Source organism: Thermodesulfobacteriota bacterium (assembly GCA_040755095.1).
Lineage (GTDB): Bacteria > Desulfobacterota > Desulfobulbia > Desulfobulbales > JBFMBH01 > JBFMBH01.
Map to the genome: position 1 here is coordinate 97,779 of JBFMBH010000001.1, position 25,162 is coordinate 122,940.

The 25,162-nt window shown below is 68.9% G+C and carries 14 protein-coding genes; 13 read left to right on the plus strand and 1 reads right to left on the minus strand.

What is annotated here, in order from left to right; genetic code table 11:
* The first annotated feature begins 85 nt into the window (after positions 1-85).
* Together AB1634_00360 and AB1634_00365 are read left to right on the plus strand one after the other, a co-directional pair.
* Complete coding sequence (locus tag AB1634_00360; protein ID MEW6217969.1) at positions 86-484, plus strand: prepilin-type N-terminal cleavage/methylation domain-containing protein; 399 nt, start codon at positions 86-88, stop codon at positions 482-484.
* A 97-nt stretch (positions 485-581) separates the two neighbouring features.
* A complete protein-coding gene (locus AB1634_00365) occupies positions 582-1,001 on the plus strand; it encodes a prepilin-type N-terminal cleavage/methylation domain-containing protein (protein MEW6217970.1) in 420 nt (139 codons plus the stop codon).
* 21 nt (positions 1,002-1,022) lie between these two features.
* Here AB1634_00365 and AB1634_00370 read toward each other — a convergent pair whose 3' ends face one another.
* On the minus strand, positions 1,023-2,387 hold the full coding sequence (locus tag AB1634_00370; protein MEW6217971.1) for a sigma-54 dependent transcriptional regulator: 1,365 nt from the start codon (positions 2,385-2,387) through the stop codon (positions 1,023-1,025).
* Positions 2,388-2,585: 198 nt separating this feature from the next.
* Here AB1634_00370 and AB1634_00375 point away from each other — a divergent pair, with 198 nt between their 5' ends.
* From AB1634_00375 to glnA, 11 genes are all read left to right on the plus strand, one after another.
* Positions 2,586-3,200 carry a DUF4390 domain-containing protein gene (locus AB1634_00375; GenBank protein MEW6217972.1) on the plus strand — a complete coding sequence of 205 codons (615 nt, stop codon included), beginning with the start codon at positions 2,586-2,588 and terminating at the stop codon, positions 3,198-3,200.
* A gap of 21 nt (positions 3,201-3,221) precedes the next feature.
* A complete protein-coding gene (locus tag AB1634_00380) occupies positions 3,222-5,453 on the plus strand; it encodes an ATP-binding protein (GenBank protein MEW6217973.1) in 2,232 nt (743 codons plus the stop codon).
* 55 nt (positions 5,454-5,508) lie between these two features.
* Positions 5,509-6,909, plus strand: coding sequence for a sigma-54 dependent transcriptional regulator (locus AB1634_00385; protein ID MEW6217974.1), 1,401 nt, complete (start codon positions 5,509-5,511; stop codon positions 6,907-6,909).
* A gap of 17 nt (positions 6,910-6,926) precedes the next feature.
* Positions 6,927-8,741, plus strand: a complete 1,815-nt coding sequence (locus AB1634_00390; GenBank protein ID MEW6217975.1) for an AAA family ATPase — start codon at positions 6,927-6,929, stop codon at positions 8,739-8,741.
* Between the two features lie 217 nt (positions 8,742-8,958).
* A complete protein-coding gene (locus AB1634_00395; protein ID MEW6217976.1) occupies positions 8,959-10,050 on the plus strand; it encodes a cytochrome c3 family protein in 1,092 nt (363 codons plus the stop codon).
* Between the two features lie 638 nt (positions 10,051-10,688).
* Positions 10,689-13,085 (plus strand): NHL repeat-containing protein, encoded by a 2,397-nt coding sequence (locus AB1634_00400; GenBank protein MEW6217977.1) that lies wholly within the window; start codon positions 10,689-10,691, stop codon positions 13,083-13,085.
* A gap of 74 nt (positions 13,086-13,159) precedes the next feature.
* Entirely contained in the window at positions 13,160-20,323 is a 7,164-nt protein-coding gene (locus AB1634_00405; GenBank protein ID MEW6217978.1) for a hypothetical protein, read from the plus strand.
* A gap of 451 nt (positions 20,324-20,774) precedes the next feature.
* A complete protein-coding gene (locus AB1634_00410) occupies positions 20,775-21,986 on the plus strand; it encodes an OmpA family protein (GenBank protein ID MEW6217979.1) in 1,212 nt (403 codons plus the stop codon).
* The gene (locus AB1634_00415; GenBank protein MEW6217980.1) at positions 21,983-22,597 is read left to right on the plus strand and encodes a hypothetical protein; all 615 of its coding nucleotides are present in this window, start codon (positions 21,983-21,985) and stop codon (positions 22,595-22,597) included. The genes AB1634_00410 and AB1634_00415 overlap by 4 nt, the downstream gene beginning before the upstream one ends.
* A 145-nt stretch (positions 22,598-22,742) precedes the next feature.
* Complete coding sequence (hemB, locus tag AB1634_00420) at positions 22,743-23,729, plus strand: porphobilinogen synthase (GenBank protein MEW6217981.1); 987 nt, start codon at positions 22,743-22,745, stop codon at positions 23,727-23,729.
* A 44-nt stretch (positions 23,730-23,773) separates the two neighbouring features.
* On the plus strand, positions 23,774-25,099 hold the full coding sequence (gene glnA / locus AB1634_00425) for a type I glutamate--ammonia ligase (protein MEW6217982.1): 1,326 nt from the start codon (positions 23,774-23,776) through the stop codon (positions 25,097-25,099).
* Positions 25,100-25,162: the final 63 nt, after the last annotated feature.

The window sequence follows — 25,162 nt, forward strand, 5'->3', positions numbered from 1 at the left end:
CCTGGCTCTGGCACATCTGTTGCTTAAGGATCCAGGCACAGGCCGTTGTGCAGCACCGAACCTCTAGCACGCAGGAGACCCGATCATGCCAAAGGACAAAGCCGCCCGCACCACCCCCATCCTGGTGAGCCAACAGGGCTTCACCCTCATCGAGATCATCGCCGTGCTCATCCTTCTGGGCATCCTGGCTGCCGTGGCCGTGCCCAAGTACATCGACATGTCCAACGAGGCCAAGGTCAAGGCCCTGGACGCCGGGATCTCGGAGCTGAACTCCCGGGAAAACCTGGCCTGGGGCCGGTACAAGCTGACCTCGCCGGCGACCTGGGCCGACGCCACCCTCCTGGGCACGTACATGGACACCGACCTGGGATCGGAATACGCCTGGTCCGGGAACAATGTCTCCTTCCAGAGCGGCACCGCCAAGGCCTTCACCCGCACCGCCTCCACCGAGACCACGCCGGGCAACTGGACCCGCGCCCAGTGACGTGACGGCATCCAACCCCCTGCCCCTGGCAGCGACGTCCGCCGGCGGTGCCGGCAGGACGGCTGCCAGGGGGGCCTGGCCGAGGCGACCGGCAGCCATGCGGCAGCGGTGTGCGAGGCAGGAGGATCGCGCTCGGAGCAGCCCCGGGGGCCGGCCGGCCACCGGCGCCGCCGGCTTCACCCTGCTGGAGATCGTCGCCGTGCTCGTCCTCCTGGCCCTCCTGGCCGCGGTGGCGGTGCCCAAGTACCTGGACCTCACCGAGGAGGCCAAGCTCCGGGCCCTGGACGAGGCGGTGGCCCAGCTCAACTCCCGGGAGAACCTGACCTGGAGCAGCTACAAGCTGACCGACACCGCGACCTGGGACGATTCGGTGCTGCAGGCGCGCATGACCACGGCGCTGGGCGACCATTACACCTGGACCGGCAACGACGTCTCCTTCGAGGGCGGCCCAGCCAGGACCTTCAACCGCCAGGCCTCCACCGCCCAGGCCCCCGCCCGCTGGACCCGCTCCCCGTAGCTCGCCGGCTGGCGGTGCCCGCTATTTCAGGGCCGCCACGTCGATGCCGTACTTCTTCACCCGGTGCCACAGGCTGCGCTGGTTGATACCCAGGAGCGCCGCGGCCCGCACCTGCACCCCGCCGGTCCGCTTCAGGGCCTCGATGATCATCCCCTTCTCCAGCGCCCCCAGGCGGGCATCCAGGGAGGCCCCCGGATCGGCCTCGCCGGCCGCCGCCGGCGCCGGCGCTGCCTGCACCATGGCCGGCGGCAGGTGGGCCAACGTGATGAGCCCCTCCTCGCAGATCAGGGACGCCCGCTCGACGGTGTTCTTAAGCTCCCGCACATTGCCCGGCCAGCTGTAGTTGACCAGGGCCTGCAAGGCCCCATCGTCGAGGCGGGCCGGCCGGGGCGCCTGGGCCAGGAAATGCTCCACCAGGATCGGGATGTCATCCCGGCGCCGTTCCCGCAACGGCGGCACCTGGAGCACGAAGACGTTCAGCCGGTGATAGAGGTCCTCCCGGAAGCGGCCCTTTTCGACCATCTGCAGGAGATTCTTGTTGGTGGCGGCAATGAAGCGCACATCAAGCCGGATCGGACGGGTCCCCCCCACCCTTTCCAGCTCCCGCTCCTGCAGGACCCGCAGGAGCTTGGCCTGCAGGGACAAAGGCATGTCGCCGATCTCGTCGAGAAAGATGGTGCCGCCGTTGGCCGCCTCGAACTTGCCGATCTTGCGGCTGGTGGCGCCGGTGAACGCCCCCTTCTCATGGCCGAACAGCTCGCTCTCCAGAAGCTCCTCGGGAATGGCCACGCAGTTGATCGTGACAAAGGGCTTGCCCAGGCGGCGGCTGTGCTGGTAGATGCTGGCCGCCACCAGCTCCTTGCCGGTGCCGCTCTCCCCCAGGATGAGCACGGTGGAATCGGTGGGCGCCACCTTCATGACATGGGAGAGCAGGCCCCGCATGGCTCGGCTTTCCACGATCACCTCCGGGAAGAGGCTCTTGGCCTCCACCGTGGACAGCACGTCGGTGACCTGTTCGAAAAAGCGCGTCAGATGCTGGATCTCGTCCCCGGGCTCCGGCCGGCTGACGGGCGGCGCTGCGGCGGCCAGAACGGGCAGGCTCTTGGCGGTCGCCATGAAGCGCTCCATCGGCCGCAGGAGGAGACGGGCCACCACCAGGCCACAGCCGCTGCTGGCCAGGGCCATGCACCCGGCCCACAGGGAGATGGCCAGGCCCGCTGCTCCACCCTGGCGCAGGGTATAGCCGGTGAGATGATACGCACCGATGACCGACAGGAGCGACAGACCGGCAAAGATCAGGGGGATGATGACATGGAGGCTGACGGAGAAGCGGGGCAGGCTCATGAAGATCTCGGCGTGGACAAAAACGGCGGCAGCGTTTCCCAACTCCTGGAGATCATAGACAGGACCGAGGTTGCCTGTCAAAAGCAAAGGACTGGCCAACCGCGCCCCCGGCAGCCGATCCCCCTTGACGAAGGGGTGGCAGCCTCGTAGTGTAGGGGGCCAGTCCCGGGCCGCCTCCTGTCTTGCAGCCTGCCCGACCAATGCCCTCTCTCTGTGTGCATGCCAGCCGGAGCCTCGCCATTGCCTTCGCGCCCTGCCGGCTTTACCCTCCCTGGCCGCTCGCCGGTGCCCTGGCGCTCCCTGGCGCTGGTGCTGGCCGCCCTTTTCGCCGGGCTGCTGCCTGCCCAGCCGGCGCCGGCTGCCGAGCCGCCGGCCATCACCGAGGTCATCGTCACCAACTCCCAGACCGAGCTTCTGGTGTATCTCTCCGTGGCGGACGGCTTTCCGCCGGAGGTCGTGGAATGCCTCCACAGCGGCATGCCGCTGACCTTCACCTTCTTCCTGGAGCTTTCGGAGGTACGGCCGGCCTGGCCTGACCGCACCCTGGTGGAGCATTCCCTGGAGCGCATCCTGACCTACGACTCCCTCCGGGACGAATACCGGATCACCGAGGAGGAGGGCGACCGGGCGGTGGTGACCATCAAGGCCTGGCGGGACGCCAAGGCCCGGATGGCCGCGCTGGCCGGCTTCCGGATGGCCCCCCTTTCCGTCCTGGTGCCGGAGGGCCGCTACCGGCTGGCGGCCAAGGTGAAGCTGACCAGAAAGGGCCCGGCCGTGAAGCTCCTGGATCTCGTGCCCTTCCTGTCCTTCTGGGACCAGGAGAGCGACTGGCACGCGGTGGAATTCCGGTACTGACCGCCCCAGGAGCCACCCCCCATGACCTCCGGCCCGCCGCCGTCAACCCTGCCAGCCCCCGCCTCCGGACCGGATCGACCAGCTGCCGACCCGACCAGGAAGCGCCGGCGGCTGTGGCTGGTCATCGCCGGCTGCCTGGCCCTGGTCAGTCTCTTCACCTTTCTGGAGACGCGGCTCATCTCCTTGGGGCCAGTGCCTCTGCCGGTGAGCGGCAATGTCCTGGTCTTCACCCTCATCAACCTCAACGTCATCCTGCTCCTGCTCATGGTGTTCCTGGTTCTGCGGAACCTGGTGCACCTGGCCTTCGAGCGGCGGCAGCGGCTCCTGGGCTCGTCGCTGCGCACCAAGCTGGTCATTTCCTTCGTCTCCTTGTCCCTCATCCCCACCGGCCTCCTGTTCGCGGTCGCCCTGCAGTTCGTTTCCACCAGCATGGATTACTGGTTCAACAGCCGTGTCGAGGAATCCCTGGAGGAGTCCCTGGCCTTGAGCCGCAGCCTGTACCAGGAGGTGCGCCAGGACAGCCTGCGGGCCAGCCAGATCGTGGCGGCTCGTTTGGCGGCGGCAGGCCTGGCTGCCGATGCCGCCGGCGCCCAGCAGCAGCTGGCCGGCCTGGCCGCCGAGCTGGGCCTGGCCGGGCTGGAGCTCGTCACCCCGGCCGGCAGCATCCGGGCCGGCAGCAGCGCCCTGGCGGCCGCCGCCCTGCCCGAGCTGCCGGCGCCCCTGGTCCGCCGCGCCCTGGCCGGGGAAGCCGGTCTCAGCATTGTCCAGTCCCTGCCGGCCGGCGATGTCGTCCGGGGCCTGACCATGACGCCAGGGGGCCTGCTGGCCAGCGCCAAGCTCATCCCGGCCCAGCGGCTGCGGCAGATGGAGGCCGTTTCCCAGGGCCTGGGGGGCTACCGCCAGCTCATACTGCTCAAGGGGCCTCTCAAGACCAGCCTCTTGGTCCTCCTGCTCATTGTCACCCTGCTCATCGTCTTTTCCGCCATCTGGTTCGGCTTCTACGTGGCCCGAGGCCTCACCGGCCCCATCAAAGGGCTGGCCTTTGCCACCCGCCGGGTGGCGGAGGGGGATCTGGACTTCGTCCTGGCGCCGGAGTCCAGCGATGAGATGGGGGTTCTGGTGGAGTCCTTCAACCGCATGACCCAGGACCTCAAGGCCAGTCACCGGCAGTTGGCGGAAAGCAACCAGGCCCTCTTGGCCAAGAACATCGAGCTGGACAACCGCCGCCGCCACACCGAGATCATCCTCCAGAACGTGGCTGCCGGCGTGGTCTCTTTTGACGCGAGCGGCATCATCACCTCCTTCAACCGTTTTGCCGAGGAGCTGTTCCGGATCCCGGCCGCCAGCGTCGTGGCCCAGCCGTACCAGGCCATTCTCCCTGCCGCCTACCGGACCGTGCTGGAGGATCTCATGGCCGAGCTGGCCGGAAGCGACCGGCCCACCATCCAGCGCCCGTTGCGCCTGGCCATCCGCCGCCAGCCCCACTCGCTCGTGGCCAGCCTCACCCGCCTGGAGGATGAGGCCGGCAATCGCCAGGGCCATGTGCTGGTCTTTGAGAACCTGACCGAGCTGGAGAAGGCACAGCGGGTCGCCGCCTGGCGGGAGGTGGCCCGGCGCATCGCCCACGAGGTGAAAAACCCCCTCACTCCCATCGGCCTGTCGGCACAGCGGCTGCGCAAGCGCTACCTCCATGTCCTGGGCGAGAACGCCGAGGTCTTTGATCTGTGCACCCGTACCATCATCAGCCAAGTGGAGGAGCTTAGGCGCCTGGTGGGCGAGTTTTCGAGCTTTGCCCGCCTGCCGGCGGTGCAGCTGGCCCCGGGCCGCATCCAGGACATGGTGCGGGAGACCATGGCCCTCTATCAGGAGGCCCACCGGGAGATGGTGTTCGTCTTCGAGGAGGAGGACGTCATCCCGGAATTCTCCTTCGACCGCAAACAGCTCCAGCAGGTGGTGGTCAACCTCCTGGACAACGGTGTGGCGGCGCTGGCCGCCGGCGGCCGCCTCAAGGTGTCCCTCGCCCTGGACAGAGACCACAAACGGGTTATCTTGGAGGTGGCGGACAACGGCCCCGGGGTTCCGGACGAGGACAAGCCGCGGGTCTTCGAGCCGTACTTTTCCACCAAGAAGGGCGGCACCGGCCTGGGCCTGGCCATCGCCAGCTCGGTGGTGGCGGGCCACGGCGGCTACATGCGGGTGCGGGACAACCCCGGGGGGGGAGCCGTGTTCGTGGTGGACCTGCCCCTGGCATGAAGATGCTTCGCCAGAGAGCCCTTTTCCCATCCGTCCCATCCGTCCCATTGGTCCCATGAATCCCCTTGGCCCCACGGACAAGCCGCGCATCCTGATCGTCGACGACGAGGCCCGCATCCGGGAGTCCATCGCCGGTATCCTGGCGGACGAGGGCTTCCTGGCTCTGGAGGCCACGGATGGCCAGGAGTGCCTGAGCCGCCTCGAGGAGAGCCGGCCGGATCTGGTGCTCCTGGACATCTGGATGCCGGGCCTTGACGGCCTGGCGGTGCTCAAGACCATCAAGGAGAGCGATCCGACCCTGCCGGTGATCATGATCTCGGGCCACGGCACCATCGAGACCGCGGTCAAGGCCACCCGGATGGGGGCCTACGACTTCATCGAAAAGCCGCCTTCCTATGACAAGATCGTGGTCGCCATCAGCAATGCCTTGCGCCTGGCCCGGCTGGAGGCGGACAACACCATCTACCGCCAGCGGGAGGAGCATCGTCCCCGGCTGACCGGCGACAGCCCGGCCATGATCCGGCTGCGGGCCGAGATCGAGCGGGTGGCGCCCACCGACGCCTGGGTGCTCATCCGGGGCGAGCATGGCACCGGCAAGGAACTGGTGGCCCAGGCCATCCACCGCCAGAGCCGCCGCCGGGACCGGTTGATGGTGGAGGTGAACTGCGCCGCCATCCCGGAAGAGCTCATCGAGTCCGAGCTCTTCGGCCATGAGCGCGGCGCCTTCACCGGCGCCACCGCGACCAAGGAAGGCCGCTTCGACCAGGCGGATGGCGGCAGCCTGTTTCTGGACGAGATCGGCGACATGAGCCTCAAGACCCAGGCCAAGATCCTGCGTATCCTCCAGGAGCAGAAGTTCGAGCGGGTGGGCGGCAACCGCACCCGGCGGGTGGATGTGCGGGTTCTGGCGGCCACCAACAAGAACCTGGAAGAGGAGATCGCTGCCGGCACCTTCCGGGAGGATCTCTTCTGGCGCCTCAACGTGGTGCCGATCTTTGTGCCGCCGCTCAGGGAGCGCGCCAGCGATCTGCCAGTGCTGGCGGCCCTGTTCCTGGACGACTGCGCCACCAAAGGGCTGGGCAAAAAGACGCTGACCCCGGCTGCCCTGGAGGTGCTGCGGGCCCACAGCTGGCCAGGGAACGTCCGGGAGCTGCGCAATCTTGTTGAGCGGCTGGCCATCATGTGCCCGGAGCCGCTCATCAGGGACGATCTGGTGCAGGCCTTCCTGCGGCCGGCGGGCCAGCAGGGCGGAGCCGGTGCGACCAGCCCCGAGCCGGCGCCGGCCTGGCCCCTGGAATTCCGGGAGGCCCGCCGCCAGTTCGAGCGACACTTCCTGCGCCAGCGCCTGCTGGCCAATGGCGGCAACATCTCCCAGACCGCCGACCAGATCGGTCTTGAGCGCAGCCATCTGCACAAGAAGCTCAAGGCCCTCGCCCTGGCCCCGGAGGGCGACTGAGCCGTATGGATTCCGTCATGCCCAAGCCTGCCGCCCAGCCCCGGCACGATCTTCGCCAGCAGCCCCACGCCACCGACCCTCCCGGCCATGGCCTGCCCTCTCCCAAGGAGATCGAGCGGGACCTGGAGCAATACCTGTCCAAAAAGTATGGGGAGCGGGTCAAGGTGATGTCCCAGATCCTGACCCCGCAGCCCCAGCGGCCCGACGAGCCGGAAGCAGGACCGGCCACCGGGCCCGGCCTGCTGCGGGACTTCGCCCTCAAGCCCGAGGAGCTGGTGGCCTATCTCGACGAATATGTGGTCCGCCAGGACGAGGCCAAGGCGATCCTGGCCACCAAGATCTGCACCCATTTCAACCGCCTCCGCCGGGCGCTCGCCGACCCGAAGCGGGCCGGCCGGGAGCGGGGCCGCATCAAGAGCAATGTGCTGCTCATCGGCCCTACCGGCGTCGGCAAGACCTTTCTCATCAAGCTCATCGCCGACAAGCTGGGGGTGCCCTTCGTCAAGGGCGACGCCACCAAATTCAGCGAGACCGGCTACGTGGGCGGGGATGTGGAGGATCTGGTCCGGGAGCTGGTGGAGCGGGCGGGCGGTGACCTGGAGGCGGCCCAGCACGGCATCATCTACATCGACGAGATCGACAAGATCGCGGCCAGCCGCAACCTCATCGGCCCGGATGTCTCCCGCACCGGGGTCCAGCGCGCCCTGCTGAAGCCCATGGAGGAGACCGAGGTGGACTTGCGGGTGCCCCATGATCCCATCGCCCAGCTGGAGGCCCTGGAGCGGTACCGGGCCACCGGCAAGCGGGAAAGGCGCACCGTCAACACCCGGGACATCCTCTTCATCATGAGCGGCGCCTTCGCCGACCTGGACGACATCATCCGCAAGCGGCTGGGCAGCCAAGCCATCGGCTTTGCCAGCCCCATGCGAGCCCGGCGGGAGCAGCCGGACCTCTGCCGGGAGGTCCGGGCGGAGGATCTCCACGCCTATGGCTTTGAAAGCGAGTTCATCGGCCGCCTGCCGGTGATCGCCGTCTTTGATCCCTTGAGCGAAGGCGATCTGTTCGTTATTCTCAAGAATCCCAACAGCTCGGTGGTGGCCAGCAAGAAGCAGGATTTCCTGGCCTACGGGATCCGGCTGCTGTTCGAGGACGAGGCCCTCCAGGAACTGGCCCGGCGGGCCCAGGCGGAGGGCACCGGCGCCCGGGGGCTGGTGCGGGTGGTGGAATCGGTGCTGCTGCCCTTCGAAAAGCGCCTGCCGTCCACCGACATCCGCTTTCTGGTGGCGAGCGCCGCCCTGGTGTACGCCCCCCAGGCTCAGCTGCAGGCGCTGCTTGGGGATCCGGCGGTCCGCACCGGCCACGAGCGCCGCTACCAGGAGCTTCTGGCCAGCCAGCGCCAGGAGCTGGTCGCCTTTCTCCGGGAGCGCTCCGGCCCCTATCTGGAATCCCAGGGCCTGCCGCTTTCGGCGCCGCGGCTGGAGCTGATGGCCGCCCGCTGCCAGGAGGACCTGCTGGACACCCGGGCGGTCTGCGACCGGTGGCTGGAGCTGGCCCGGGCGGTCCACGACTGCGAGCCGGCCATCACCGAGCGCTGCGGCATGCAGGTCGTCTTTGGCGAGGATGCCGTGGACGCCATCCTCGCCACCTGGCCCCAGGGGCCGGAGGAGATCCAGGCCCTGGTTACCCGGCTGGGCCAGGCCTACGAATACGGCCTGCGGCTCATCAGCCACAAGAAGGGCTGGCCCCGGATCGTCATCCCGGCGGCCGGGGTCACCGAGCCGGCGGCCTTCATCAACGAGCTGGTGGATCGGACCTTCCACACCCAGGACTGATCCGGGAGACCGGCCCCACTGGCCGCCAGGCGGATGGTGGCCGGCCGGGCCCGGGCGAAGACGTTCATAAACGAATAAGCGTTTGCAGTATGGAGCTCCTGTCCGAGGCCGTGCTATACTGACCCCAGGCCGGTCTGTGTATGCGGCAAGGCCTTCAGACAGCGAAGCCACGGTGAATGACGTGCTGATCCGAAGAAGCGTATTGTTGGCAGGTCTTTTGGCTCTCGGCATCGCGGCTCCGACCAGCGCCCGGGTCACGGGCTTTCTGTGCAGCAACTGCCATACCATGCACAACAGCCAGGACGGCGGGCCAGTGGTCCGGACCGGGCTGGGCGCCGGCTGGGACAGCGGCACCCTGGACGGCGGCCTGCCGGGCGACCCCCAGGCGTCTCTGCTCCGGACCGATTGCGTCGGCTGCCACACCAGCGCCGGCACCGACACCATCGTCACGGTGGGCGGCTCCCGCATCCCCATCGTCTACAACCTGATGGCGCCGGTGGACCCGCTGGCCGGCGGCAATTTCTACTGGGTGGCCCACGATGGGGACAGCCGCGGCCATAACGTCCGCGGCATCTCCAACGCGGACGGGACCCTGGCCGTGGCGCCGGGCGCCATCGGCTGCTCCAGCAGCTGCCACACCTCCCTGGCCCTCACCGATGCCCAGACCTATGGCCAGCGCCGCAACGGCTGCCAGGGCTGCCACAACAGCGTCAGACACCATGGCCAGGACGACGCCGGGGTGCCGGTCACGGCAGACGGTGGCTGGTACCGCTTCCTGAGCGCCCCCTCCGGCCACGACATGCTGGGCGGCGCCGGGGTCAACGGCATCGAGGACCCGGACTGGGAGCAGCAGCCCACCGCCAACGCCCACAACCATTATTACAGCGGCACCGGTGCCGACAACGACACCCCCCAGTCCATCGGCAAGTTCTGCGCCGGCTGCCACTACAACTTCCACTCCCCGGGCTTCTCCACCACCTTCATGGGCACCGACAACGGCGGCGGCAGCAACCCCTGGCTGCGGCATCCGTCGGATGTGGTCATCCCCAACGAATACGAGTTCCAGGCCTTCACCGTCTACGATCCCCAGGTGCCGGTGGCTCGGCCCGAGGCCAGCCTGACCGGTTTCGATCCTGCCACCGTCCGTCCCGGCACCGACCGGGTCACCTGCATCTCGTGCCACCGCGCCCACGGCAGCCCGTACAACGACATGCTGCGCTGGGACCGCACCACCATCACCACCGGCGCCACCGGCGCGGCGGCCGGCACCGGCTGCTTCCGCTGCCACACCAGCAAGGACGGCCAGTAGGCGGCAAGGCCCCGGAGGGCCCCGCGCGACCCGGCAGGGGTCCGACCCGCCGGCGGCCCTCCCGCACCGGCCAGACCTCCCCCCCGGAGGCCGTGGCCGGCCGCTTTCGTACCGCCCCCCCGACCGCAGACCTCTCCTGACGCTGCTGAGCCTCTTCCCCGCCCTCTCTTTCCGGCCCTGACCTGGCGCCGCCGCTCCCGAGGCCGGCCGTCTGCTACCGCGCCGCCTGGATGTGAAGCTGGTCCACATTACCCCCTTCTTCGCCATAGACCTGCGACTGGCCTTATCCTGCCATTTTTCCTACCATAATTGATCGCCAACGGACGCCTTTCCCAGCCGCGCCCCCGGCCGTCCCCGGTGGCCGACGCCCCGCGTCGTTACGGTGAAGCGGGATTCAGCCATCAAGCCGGCGGCCTGCTGCCCCCGGTGCTTATCCTCTGTTTAGCTGTGAATAAACCTTCACCATATAGAGACCGGCTTTGCCGTCATGTTAGACTGATCGTGGGATCGCTTGCCGGTCAGCGAGGCGGCCCCGCGCCCTGCCCGGTCCCGGCCGGCCGGCTGCCGCTCGGCTCGGGCACCTCGGTCCACGACGGCCGGATGCTGAGCCGGGGCACGGCCCGCCCATGGAGTCAGTCATGAGAACCTTCCCCATCCGCATGCTCCCCCTGGCCGCTGTCCTGCTTCTGGGCTTGGCGGCATCGTCCCAGGCCGGCACCCTGGCCGGCGACTATCCTCGCCTGGCCTCGATCCGTACCGGCAAGATCACGGCCATGGCCCTGGACGGCGCGGAGCAGCTCTGCCTGCTGGAGGCGGGGGGAAGCCGTCTTCTGGTCACAAGCCGGCAGGGCCGGGTGCAGGCCAGCCTGGCCGGACTGGCCGACCCGATCAGCCTGGCGGCCGACCGCCAGGGCCGCTGGTACGTAGGCAGCGCCGAGACCGGCTCGGTGGAGGTGCTCGGCCCCACCCTGCGGCAACCCTTTGCCCTGGGTCAAGGCGCCGGGGAATTCGGGCGGCCGAGCGCCATTGCCGTGAGCCGGGCCGGCACCGTGTACGTGGCCGACAGCAAGGAGCAGCAGATCAAGGTCTTCGACCCCGCCGGCCGGCGGCTGTTCGCCTTCGGCTCCCCGGGCAGCGGCAACGGCTCCTTCCACTTCCCCACAGCCCTGGCCATCGACGAGGCAGCCGGCGAGGTGGTGGTGACCGACCTGCCCATCATCACCTCGCCCCGGGGCCCCCACGAGGGCGCCCGGGTGCAGTTCTTCACCCTGGACGGCGGCTATCGGCGCAGCTTCGGCACTTACGGCACCGGCGCCGGCCTGCTCATGAAGCCCCTGGGCGTGGCGGTGGATGCCGCCGGCCGGGTGCTGGTCAGCGATGCCCAGCAGGGGGTGGTGCAGGTGTTCGACCGTCAAGGCGCCTTCATCGGCACCCTGTACGACCCCGAGCATCCCTTGCGCACCCCCCTGGCAGTGGCGGTTGGCCCGGCCAGCGGCCAGCTCTTCGTCGCCTCCCTGAACAGCGGCACCGTGGAGGTCTACGGCCCGTCGCCGGAGCCGATCGTCCATGTCCTGGCCTCGGCCGGCGGCCGTGTCACCCCCTCCGGCGACATCCCGGTGCCCTTCGGCCAGGATCTCTCCCTGACCCTGGCCCCGGACCCGGGCCATCACGTGACCCAGCTGCTGGTGGACGGGAGCGACGCCGGCGCCCGGACCGCCTACACCCTGGCTGCGGTCACCGCGGACCATACCGTCGAGGCGCGCTTCGGCCGGGACAGCTTTGCCATCGCGGCTTCAGCCGCGGCGGGCGGCCGGATCGCGCCGGCGGGGCAGGTGCCGGCGCTTTTTGGCGACAGCCCCGTCTTTGCCATCACCGCCGATCCGGGCTTCGAGATCGCCGACCTCCTGGTGGATGGCATCTCGGTGGGTGCCACCGGCACCTATACCTTCACCCGGGTGACGGCCAGCCATACCATCCGCGCCCTGTTCCGGCCGGTGGCAGTGACCCGGACCTTCGAGGTGGCGGTGGCGGTGGCCGGCGCCGGCGTCGTCGAGGCCAGCGGCATCCGCTGCCCGGGCGACTGCACCGAGACCTGTGCCGGCGGCACCGAGCTGGTGCTGGTGGCCGCTGCCGCGCCGGAGCAGGTGTTTGCCGGCTGGGGGGGGGATTGCGCCGGCACCGGCCTGGAATGCCGCCTCACGGCGGACAGCCCCAAGACCGTCACCGCCCGCTTCGTGCCGGCCGCCGACCTGGACACCTTCGAGGCCGAGGGCCCGTCCAGCCTGCCGTGGCTTACCGGCGGCGACAGCCCCTGGACGCGGCAGGCCGTGGCGAGCCATTCCGGCACCATGGCCATGGCGGCCCCGACCCTGGCTCCGGGCCAGATGAGCTTCCTCGAGGTGCCACTTGCGACCACGACGGCCGGCGAGGTGACCTTCTGGTCCAGGATCGTGGCCGAGCCAGGGATGAGCGCCCTGCGCTTCCTGGTGGACAACGTCGAGCTGGGCCGCTGGTCCGCCGGCCAGGATTGGACCGACGCCGGCTTCAACATCCCCGCCGGCAGGCACGTCTTCCGCTGGGAGTATCTGCAGGCAGAAGGCCAGGGCTTCGACGGCCTGTGGCTGGACGATGTCATCTTCCCGGCCCACCTGCCGCCGGCGTGGCCGCTCCCCGACCTCAAGGTCAACCATGGCGATGGCCCTCTGCTCCTGGGGGCGGGCGGCCAAGCCCTGGTGAGCGTGGCGGTGGCGGCAGGCCCGCAGGCCGGCAGCCCCAGCACCGGGTACCTGGCCCTCAAGGGTGGCAAGAGGCTGTTCTTCCTCGATGGCGCCACCGGCCTCTGGCAACTGCGACCCGCAGCGCTGGCGGCAGCGCCTCTGGCCGAAGACAGCTTCACCCACACCCGGGTGGCAGACCTGGGCGGCTTGCCCGCCGGGCTCTACACCCTCTATTACGTCACCGATGTGGCGCCGCCCGGGGCGGCGAGCCACCTGATCGCCGCCGATCAGGCAGTGATCCAGGTACGCCGGCGCTGATGGCCTGGCACCGGGCGGGTGCCGGATCGCGCCATGAAGGGAGCGAGGGTCCGAGGATGGGCACGAAGGCAGGCATGAAGACGACCATGCGCACAAAGGCGGCCCTGGCGGCCCTTTTCTTCGGGCTGGTCCTGGCTGCGCCGGCGGCGCTGGCGGACCAGCTCGGTATCGACTACCCCCATTACCAGCCGTCGGGGGTGGGCTGCGACTCCTGCCACTACATCGCGGAGGAGCCGCCGGCCTGGGTCTCCCACGTGGCCCAGGACATCGACGACACGCCGTCCAACAACCTGTGCTGGAGCTGCCACAACGACGTGCGCGCCCAGTTTGTGGAGCCCCATTCGGCGCTGACCACCAGCACCCGCTATGGCACCACCTGGTCGGTGGAATGCCGGACCTGCCACTGGCCGCACCACCAGCTGCAGCCGCGGACATACGGCGCGGCCAGCCACGTGGCTGCCGGCAGCTCCACCGCCCTCACCGCCAATAGCCTGAGCCTTGCCGGCGCCGGCTGGATCCCGAACAGCTTTGCCGGCTATCTCCTCATCCCCAACACCAGTCAGCTCAGCTACAGCTACCGGATCACCACGAGCACCAGCGACACGGTCTGGGTCGAGCCGGCCATGGACCTGAGCAAGGCCGCGGTGGGCAACCCCTTTGCCATCGTCTACGGCAAGCTGGTGAAGAACAGCCTTGCCACGCCCAACAGCGGCACGAAGACCGTGCGGCTCTTCCGGCGGGAAGGGCCCAACTCCTTTGCCGACGGCGATGCCACCTACGACGGCGTCTGCGAGGTCTGCCACACCCAGCCCAGCCACTTCCGCAACAACGGCGCCGCCCCGGACCAGCTGCACAACAACCTCAACGGCTGGCAGGGGGGCAACTGCATCCTGTGCCACACCCATGCCAACGGCTTCGGTCATGGCCCGGATGGCGGCGGCACCGCCTGTGCCGACTGCCACGGCAAGGACCAGGACCAGGGCGGCAAGGGCTCCTTTCAGAGCCACTCCACCCACACCGAGACCGACGCCGACGACCTCAAGGGCGCTGGCGGTCTCCTTTGCAACGCCTGCCACGACACCACCGACTATCCCTTCTTCAAATCCGGCACCGACATAAGCGGCGACGGCCGCCTCAGCCTGGCGGAAACGGACGTCTGCGACACCTGCCACAGCCCGGGCGGCGCCTACGATGGCGTGAACGCCCCGGCCTCCGGCGCCAAGGCCAACTGGAAGAACGGGATCTATGCCGGCCTGGGCCTGCGGCCGGGCAAGGAGACGTGGTGTCTGGGCTGCCACGATGACCTGCCAGCCAACAGCCGGCAGGACGGCTCCGGCATCGTTGCGCCCAACAAGGCGGGGGATGGCCTCACCTACGGCTATTTCCTGACCGGCCATGGCCGCACGACCCCCTTCAACGCCACCCTGCATGGCCAGAACGGGCCGGGCTATGCCTGCGCCGTCTGCCATGAGACGACCGCAAGCCATCTCAACCACACCGCCGGTGACCGGCGGCTGATGGCGGTGCCCGGCGACGGCCTTGCCTCCACCTCGGCGGCCACCGAAGTCTGCCAGGACTGCCACCAGGTCGGCCAGAGCGCCAACGGCGCCCTGGGCTTTGACGCCAGCGCCGAGGCGACGATCCATTCCGGCGCCATCACCGGCAAGTACAACACCAACGCTGCCGCCGCCTTCCCGGCCTACGGCAACAGCGCCGACTACGCCACCAGCCCCGGCTACCAGTGCGAGGACTGCCACGATGTCCACGGCACCGGCAAGCTGGCCATGCTGCTGCCGGTCATCGACGGCCGCCTGGCCGGCGCCAGCAATCCGGTGGCGATCACCGGCCTCGGCTCCGCGGACAGCGATCTTCTTGATCTCGACCCCGCGGCAGGGCCGGACAACGGCGTCTGCGACGCCTGCCACCAGGCGGGCAACGATCCCCATCCGGACACCAGCCATGCCGGCAACCACTACCAGGGCGAAACCGGCAACGCCTGCATGGCCTGCCACACCCACACCCGCTCCTTTGCCCATGGCGGCGGCGCCGGCATGAGCTGCGGCACCGCCAACTCCTGCCACGGCACCTTCGACTCGCACCCCACCCACGTCAAGGACAGCGCCATGGTGCTGGTGGACTGCGATGCCTGCCACAACACCGGCAGCTTCCCGACCTTCGCCGACGGCCAGACCCTGGCCGGCACCTCGGTCTGCGCCGGCTGCCACGGCGGTGGCTCGGCCCTGGCCAAGACCTACTGGCAAAGCCCCGGCTCCGAGGCCATGGCTGCCGGCAGCTGGCTGGCGGTGGAGGGGGATGCCAACTACTGCGGCACCTGCCACGGCGGCAACGAGAGCGCCGACCACAACAACCTCAATGCCTCGGCGGGCTGCAGCAGCTGCCACCAACCCCTGGGCACCAAGGTCGAGATGCTGGCTCTCCACAATGGCGCCGCCTGCTCCACCTGCCACCTCTCGGCGGACGTGGCGGTCACCGCCACCATCAGCACCGGCAAGTCCGGCGGCGGCAACACAGCGGTCCAGTGCACCTCCTGCCACACCGGGCCGGGGGGCAATGCCATGCATGGCCTGGCCACCATCGATGCCGAGCTGCAGGCGCGGCACAACATGCTGTCCGTGTCCGCCAATGCCGGCAGCGATCCGGCCGACTGCGCCATCTGCCACACCATGGGCTCGGCCCAGGCGAGGCTGGACCTTCATCCCGGCTGTCTGGCCTGCCACACCAGCGCCGATCCGGATGTGGTGGCGGCGATCAGCGGCGGCATCGCTGGCAGCACGATCAACTGCGAGACCTGCCACGACGCCCAGGGTGAAAACCGACTCCACGGCCTGACCATTGCCGCGGTGGCCGGCGACCACACCGGCTTCGGCACCAGCCATACCGGCGAGAGCGCCTGCGGCAACTGCCATCTCATGGCCACGGCCAGCGACAGCCTGGATCTGCACCCCGCCTGCTCCAGCTGCCACACCACCCATGCCACGGATGCCACGCTCCGGACCGCGGTGGTGAACGACGGCCGGGAGCCGGGACATCAGGTGGGCGGCGGCAACGGCAATGCCCAGGACTGCGAGTCCTGCCACAGCACCCTCGGCCAGTACCGGCTGCACGGTCTGACCGTGGCCGACGTGGCCGGCGACCACACCGCCTTCACCACCAGCCACAGCGCGGAGAAGGCCTGCAGCAACTGCCACACCATGGCCTCGTCCAGCCAGAGCCTGGATCTGCACCCCAGCTGCACCACCTGCCACACCACCCATGCCACCGACGGCTCGGGCCGCACCACGGCCATCAACAACGGCCGCGAGGCCGGCCACCACGTGGGCGGCGGCAACAACGTCACCCAGAGCTGCGAATCCTGCCACAGCGCCAAGGGCACCTATTCCCTGCACGGCCTCACGGACGACAACGGTGCCGACGGCGTGGCCGATGCCCACGACCAGCTGGTCACCTCCCAGGGCGCCTGGGTGTCCACCGGCAACCAGGTGCCGGCCTACCGCAAGGCCGACTACAGCGGCAAGATCAAGTACGGCGTCTACGGCGGCCTGCTCGCTCCGGACTACAACTGCGCCGACTGCCATGCCGCGGACCGCGCCACCATCACCACCCTGGAAGCGGTGCAGCTCCACACCAGAGCCAACGGCACCGGCTTCGGTGACTGCCGGACCTGCCACACCGCAAGCGGCATCAGAAACGAGGTGGACAACGGCCGCGAGCCCGGCCACCACATCGGTGGCGGCGGCAACCAGGCCGTCAGCTGCGAGACCTGCCACCAGGCGGCCTACGACGCTGCCAGCCCCAGCGGCCAGAAGATGTACCAGTACGACGGCGTGCGGCACCACACCACCGCCTACGCGCAGGCCGGCGACTGCACCTATTGCCATGCCGACCCGCGGCCGGCCACCCCCACCCAGGCCACCGGCTATGCCGCCACCGCCGACACGGTGGGCACCTCCAGCACCGGCTGGAATACCGACTACGCCCTGGGCTATGCCGACGCCAACGTCCCGAAACAGCCTGCCTGCCGTCTGTGCCATACCAATGCCATGACGTATTCCGTGAACGTGGACGGTGGCAATGGCAACCATGGATTCAACATCGGTGGGCCGACCAATGGTCTCACCGTGTATGCCAATGACTTCAACGCCACCACAACAAGCTTCATCAACACGTCCACCCGACCCGTAAACGCCACGAAGATGACCCAGACCGGGTTGGCCTCGCACCGCATCGCGGCCAACGACGGCGCAACGCTGATCCAGGTTGAGAACATGGGTGCCTGTTTCACGTGCCATTCGGTGCAGATCATGCACGCAGCCCCAAAACCAGGCGCCGACTACCCTGCCCCTGGCTGTGGGCAATATGCGCCCCTGGACAGTCTGCGCTACGCGCCTGGCCGGTCGGTTTTCAACCTCCTCAAAGGAAGCGCCACCGGCAACACCACGTCGTGGGACGATCATCGCTATTCCAGCAACAGCCTGCAGCCCTATGACCCGTGCTCGGACACCAACAGCACACGAACGCGGGCCAAGAATTACCTGAAGAACAACAACGGAAATGACTGGCAATGGGGCGATGTCGCGGGTGATTCACTGCTGGGCGTCCCTGCCTCCAGCTCCTTCTCCAATTTCGAAGGGCTGAGTGGCATGCCGACCAATGGCGCGACGTACAACGTTCCGGTGTTCGCCAACATCGCGGCACCGGCCATCCCCGACAACATCCACATCACCAGGGCCTACTACCAAGCCGGCGCCCTGACCGTAGAGGCCTACAGTGAGAAGGGGGCGGGCCAGACGCTCTCCTTCACCTACACCGGCGGCGGCTGCAACGGCACGGCCATGACCTGGAACGGCAGCTTCTACGCCGGCACCTGCAACAGCCCCAGCGGCTGGACCGAAGGGGTGGATACCGTAACGGCCAGCAACACCGCCACCGCCAGCCCGCTGGACGTGGAGACCCGCCTGGTGACCGGCTTCAAGGCCGCGGCAGCGGTAGCTGACAGCCTCACCGCCTGGTCGGGCCTCACCACCAGCCTGGCTCCCCTGGCCAACGATACCGGCACCGGCATCTACCTCTTGGCCATCGATGCCGCCGGCCTCAACGCCAACTGCACGGCGGAGATGAGCGGCAACCAGGTGGCCCTCACCTGCGGCGCCGCCACCGGCGCCATGGGCAGCTTCGGCTACACCATCAAGGACGCCGGCGGCGGCCAGTCCTCGGCCACGATCACCGTCACCGCGGCGGTGAACTCCGCCCCGACACTGGCCATCGCCGAGCCGGACGGGGTCAACGACCAGGTGTTCGCCGGCGACCTTTATCCCATTACGTACACCCTGGACGATCCCGACGAGACGGTGACCGTGGCCTTCTACCGGGACAACGACCATGCCGGGGAGAACGGCACTGCCCTCCCCGGTGCCTGCGCCGCGGCAGCCGAGGGCAGCGGGGTCACCTGCGCCTGGGACACCACCGGCCTGGCACCCGGCACCTACTATGTCTACGGCCAGGTGAGCGACGGCTACCACCCGGCGGTGAGCGCTTACTCGGCCGGGGCACTTACGGTGGTGGCGCCGGTGAGCGTGGCCGGTCCGGCCTCGGCCCTGGCCACCGCCGGCGGCGGCACCAACACCGCCACGGCCAGCTATGCGGCGGCAGCGGGCAGCAACCGGATCGTGCTCATCGCTGTGGCCTGGGAGGACACCACCTCCAGCTACGACACCAACGAGACAGTGACCAGCGGCACTTACGGCGGCCAGGCCATCAGCCAGGTGGCCGTGACCCGCTCCAGCGACGGCAGGCAGGGGGTGTGGGTGGGCTATGTCACTGCCGCCAAGCTGGCGGCCAAGAGCGGGGATGCCATCAGCCTCAGCTTCGACGGCGACGGCAACAACCCCAACGTGGCTGCCATCACCGCCATGACCCTGGCCAACGCCAGTCAGGCAGCGCCGGCGGCGGTGACTGCCAACGGCACCAGCGGCACCGCCCTGGCCTGGTCGGGCCTGGCGGTGAATGCCGGCGGCTACGCGGTCTACCTGGCCAACGCCGACGGTGCGGTCACCTTCGACCCGCCTCCGCCCGGTGGCAGCAACGACTTCACCGAGCGCTTCGACACCCAGATCGGCAGCCAGTTCCAGCTCACCGCCGGCGACAAGGCGATCACGTCCACCGGCACCTCCGCGGAGACGGTCACCAGCTCTTTGTCCGGCCGCTGGGCCCTTACAGCGGTGGCGGTGCAGTCCAACGCCAACTTCGCGCCCAGCCTGGCCATAAGCCAGCCGGACGGGGCCGGCGATGCCGTTTATCCGGGCAGCTCCTACAACATCACCTACTCCCTGGAGGACGGCGAGGATGTGGTGACCGCCGCCTTCTCTTACGACGTGGACAACACCGGCCTCGATGGGGTCGCCATCACCGGTGCCTGCGCCACCGCCGCCGAGGGCACCGATGCCACCTGCGCCTGGGACACCACCGGCCTGGCACCCGGGACGTACTATGTCTACGGCGCCAGCGACGACGGCATCAATCCGGCGGTGAGCGCGTACTCCCCCGGTCCCATCACCATCAACCCCTGCCCGGCGGTGGCGGTGCTGGACACCTGGACCTCGGTCTACGGCGGCACCGCCAGCTCGCCCTCCGGCACCAAGACCGTCTCCGCCGGCAGCGACTCCAACCGGCTGCTGCTGGTGGCGGTGTTGAACGAATACACGGGCAATGTCACGAACTCCTGGACCGTCACCTACGGCGGCCAGACACTGACCCAGGTGGCCACGGTCAACAACGGCTACAGCAACATGTGGCTGGGCTATCTCAAGGAGAGCGGCCTCGACGCTGCCACCAGCACCACGGTCAGCGTGACCATGACCGGCAACAAATCGTACAGCCGGGTCTACGCCATGGTGCTGGACGGGGTGAGCCAGACCACCCCGGTGGCTTCTCCCAGCGGCGTTTACAACTCCAACTCCTCCGGCACCCAGGTGGCCACCGGCAACATCACCTGGACCGCCAACGACCGGGTGGTCTATGCCGCCAACTCCACCAGCACCAGCGCCGGCCACGGCCAGCCCGGCACTTACACCGAGGCAGTGGAGAATCTGTCCACCCTGGGCGGCTCCGCCGGCTACCGGACCGCGGTCACCGGCGGCGGCACCGAGGCCGTCACCGTCACCCACGCCAGCGGCCGCTCCGCCATCATCGGCGTGGCGGTGAAGGGGGCGTGCAACTGACCCCATCCGCCGTCGCCCCACCGGTCTTCCCCCGCCCACGCCACAACCAAGGCCCCGCCATCCCGGTGGGGCCTTGGTCGTGGTGGCGACAGCCCCTTGCCAAAGGCCGTGAAGGAAGCCAAGATCAGAAGAACGCCGCCGGGGCTGCCACCTGGGTGCTCCGGCGAGATCCCCGGCCCAGGTGGCGGCTCGATGCCGCCGGCAGGTGCCGCTGCTGTCAGGGCTGGCGCCGGCATCGCCGGGGGATGAATCCCCCGGCTACCGTTTCTGCTCTCGCTTCGCGAGGCTTGGGTGCCGCTGCTGTCAGGGCTGGCGCCGGCATCGCCGGGGGATGAATCCCCCGGCTACCGTTTCTGCTCTCGCTTCGCGAGGCTTGCAGGAAGGGAGCTTCTTGGAGAGCCCCGCCAGAGCGGACAACCGGCCGGGGAGACGCCCAGGCGCAGGTGACCGTATGCTCCGTTTTCTTCTGTGCTCCATCCTGGCGCTGGTGCCGGTGATCGCCCATGGCGCGGCGCCGGGCTTCTTGTTGAAGAAGGCAGGCACCCTGTCCGGCCAGGTCTTCGTGGACAACGCGCCGCTGGCCAACGCTGTCGTCGCCTTCTTCCTGGAGGCCAAAGGGCTGCCGCCGGTCCATCCCGGCATGACCCGGGTGCCGGAGGCCCTGGGTCGCCTGGACGGGGACGGCCGCTTTGCCGTCCGGCTGGCCCCGGGCAGCTATTACCTGGGCATGCTGCAGCGGGATCCGGCGGCAGGACCGGGGCCGCCCCGGCCGGGAGAGGCGTTCTATTTCGCAGCCGATCCGGAAAGGGCGACGCTGCGGGTCTTCACCCTGGCCCGGCAGGAGACCCTGGACCTGGGCCGGATCGACGGCCTGCCGCCGGAGCGCCTTGCCGGTGTCCCGGCGCCGGCGGTCTTCACCGCCCGCGGCCGGCTGCTGGATGGCCAGGGCCAGCCGGTGGCAGGGGCGGTGGTGCTGGCCAAGCGGCATCTCGATGTACCCCGGCCGGATGTGGCCTCGGCCCGCACCGGCGCGGACGGCGCCTTCACCCTGGCCCTGCCGGCGGAGACGCCCTTCTTCCTGGTGGCCCGGGAGACCATGGCTGGCGGCCGGCCGCAGCCGGGGCAGCTGGTCGGCACCTATGGCATCCGTTCCGAGACCGGGTTCTTCCCGGCGATGTTTGGCGGGGAGGCCGGCGACGGCCAGGGGCTGAGCGCCGGCACCCGGCCGCAGACCGTGGCCGGCGCGGCCGGCGAGACGCGGCCGGATCTGGAGATCGTCATGTACCCGGTACCGGATCCGGCGGCCATCAAGGCCTCCCTGCAGGGCGCCTTCACCGGCCCCGCCAGCGAGGCGGCACCGGATCTGGGGCCCATCCCCTTCGCTGTTGGCGGGGACCGTTTGGACGAGGGAGGGGCGGCGATCCTCGACCGCTGGGCCGGTCTTCTGAGTGCCCGGGCGACGACGCAGGTGGAGGTCCGGGGCTATGCTGACGACGCCGGGGCGGCGGTCGCCAATGAGGAGCTGGCCAGGCAGCGCGCCCGGCAGGTGGCCGACTATCTGGCGGGCAAAGGGATTGCCCGGGAACGGCTCACCGTCCTGGGCGTGGCGGGCGGCGGCCGGCGGGTGGAGATCCGGGCCAAGGCCCGGGAGGAGGAGCGATGAGACAGATGGTGGTGGCGGTTGTCGGAGCTCTGTTCTTGGCCAGCGGGGCCTGGGCCCAGGAGCCGGCGGTGGCGCTCGAGGCCCAGCAGGAGGAGGCCGTCTCCCTGTTCGGCGAGGCCTTTCGCCTCGCCACCTCGCCGGAACGCGACGCCAACATCGAGCGCCTGGCGTCCATCTACCGCCGGATCATCCACGACTGCCCGGACGTGCCCCTGGCCCAGGAGAGCTCCTGGCGACTCATCGTCCTTCTGATCCGCGACCACGAGCCGCCGCGGATCAGCGACGCCCTGGGCGTCTACGGAGAGCTTCTGACCAGGCACCCGGACACGCCGGTGCGTCATGCCCTGGACAACGAGCTGGGCCGCTTCCTCTTCGAGAAGGCCCGGTGGACTGACCTGGCCACCATGCAGAGGCTGTCCGGGGCCGGCGAGGATCTTGGCCGCGCCCAGAAGCTGTCGCCGGTGATGCTCTTCTATTACAGCGAGGCCAAGTGGCAGCTCGGGGATCGGGCCGGCGCCCGCCCGGGCTTCCAGCGCATCCTGGAGGACCACCCGCAGACGGTCATGGCGGCCACCGCCCAGGAGCGGCTCCGGCCAGCGGCCCACGAGTAGACCTTGCCAAGGATCGGCCGGGGGAGTAGATTGGGCGGCTACCCCGGTGGCCGAACCCGGCCCCTCGACGTCTCGCCTGTCCCCATTCTGCCCGATCGCCTCATCCCTGCCCCCAGGGGCGGCACCAACCCACGGAGGTCATCCCATGCTGTTTCCCGAAAGCCGGCCGCGGCGGCTGCGGCGCAACGAGGCCTTCCGTGCCCTGGTCCGGGAGACCCAGCTCTCACCAGCCCAGTTCATCTATCCCCTCTTCGTGGTGCCAGGCAAGGGGGTGAAGAAAGAGGTGGGCTCCATGCCCGGGGTCTTCCAGCTGTCGGTGGATCAGCTGGGCCGGGAGGCCAAGGAGTGCGTGTCGCTGGGTGTGGGCGGGGTCATCCTGTTCGGCCTGCCGGACAGGAAGGACCCCATGGGCTCTGGCGCCCATGTCAAGGACGGCCCGGTGCAGCGGGCCATCCGGGAGCTCAAGAACAAGGCCCCGGATCTCCTGGTGGTCACCGACGTCTGCCTGTGCGAGTACACCGACCACGGCCACTGCGGGGTCATCATCGAGGGCCAGGTGGACAACGACGCCACCTGCGAGATCCTGGCCGAGACCGCGGTGTCCCACGCCAAGGCCGGGGCCGACATGGTGGCACCCTCGGACATGATGGACGGCCGGGTGGGCGAGATCCGCACCGCCCTCGACGACAATGCCTTCGAGATGACGCCCATCATGTCCTATGCGGTGAAATACGCCTCCGCCTTCTACGGGCCGTTCCGGGAGGCCGCCGACTGCGCCCCCCAGTTCGGCGACCGCCGGGCCTACCAGATGGACCCGGCCAATGCCCTGGAGGCGTTGCGGGAGGCCACCCTGGACGTGGAGGAAGGGGCGGACATCCTGATGGTGAAGCCGGCGCTGCCGTATCTGGACATCATCCGCCGGCTGCGGGACGAATTCGATTTGCCTGTTGCCGCCTACCAGGTGAGCGGCGAGTACGCCATGATCAAGGCCGCCGCGGCCAACGGCTGGCTCGACGAGGCCCGGGTCATGCACGAGTCGCTCTTGGCCATCCGCCGGGCCGGTGCCGAGATCGTCCTCACCTATTTTGCCAAGGACATGGCCCGCCTGCTCCAGGCCGGCGGCCGGCGCTGACCGCCAACCCCATCCCTGATCCGAGCCGAGGAGGAGACAACGTGCTGACCAAGAAGGAGATCCTGGCCACCATCGAGCGGGAGCATATCCATTTCTTCCGCCTGCAGTTCTGCGACATCCTCGGCCAGGTCAAGAACGTGGCCCTGCCCATCAGCCAGGCGGAGAAGGCCCTGGACGGCCAGATGATGTTCGACGGCTCCTCCATCGACGGCTTTGTGCGCATCGAGGAGTCGGACATGTACCTCAAGCCCGACTTCGACACCTTCACCATCCTGCCCTGGCGAACCCGGGATGGCGTCAAGGCGGCGCGCATCATCTGCGACGTCTACAAGCCCGACGGTGAGCCCTTCGAGGGCTGCCCTCGCAACAACCTCAAGAGGGTGCTGGCCGAGGCGAAAGCAGCCGGCTATGCCATGAATGTCGGCCCGGAGGCGGAGTTCTTCCTCTTCGAATTCGACGAGAACGGCAACCCCACCACCTGCTCCAAGGACTCGGCCGGCTACTTCAGCGTCGACCCCATCGATCTGGGCATCGACTGCCGCCGGGCCATCATCCATACCCTGGAGGAGATGGGCTTCGAGATCGAGGCCTCCCACCACGAGGTGGCGGAGGGCCAGCACGAGATCGACTTCAAGTACGCCGACGCCCTGACCACCGCCGACAACACCATCACCTTCAAATGGGTGGTGAAGACCATTGCCAAGCAGTTCGGCCTGTACGCCACCTTCATGCCCAAGCCGGTCTTCGGCATCAACGGCTCGGGCATGCACTGCAACCAGTCCCTGTTCAAGGACGGCGACAACGCCTTCTTTGACCCCAACGGCGACCTGCAGCTCAGCGACGACGCCCGCCAATACATCGCCGGCCTCATGAAGTACGCCCGGGGCTTCGCCGCGGTCACCAACCCGCTGGTCAACTCCTACAAGCGGCTGGTGCCTGGCTACGAGGCGCCGGTCTACGTGGCCTGGTCGGCCGCCAACCGCTCCTCCCTGATCCGCATCCCGGCCGCCCGGGGCAAATCGACCCGGGTGGAATTCCGCTCCCCGGATCCCTCCTGCAACCCGTACCTGGCCTTCGCCTGCATGCTCACCGCCGGCATGGAGGGCATCCGCACCAGGCTCGATCCGCCTCAGCCCACCAACCGGAACATCTACAGGATGAGCCCGGAGGAGATGGCCACCGCCGGCATCCACAGCCTGCCCGGCTCCCTGGCCGAGGCCCTGGAAGCCCTGAAGAGCAATCCCCTGGCGGAAAAGGCCCTGGGCAGCCACATCCTGGAAAAATTCATCCAGGCCAAGTCCATCGAATGGGACGAGTACCGCACCCATGTCACGGACTGGGAGCTGGCCAACTACATGAAAATCTACTAGGCTGGCAGCGAGCCAGGGGGATGGCGTGCTGACCCGCGTCACCCTGGCTGACGATGGACGGCA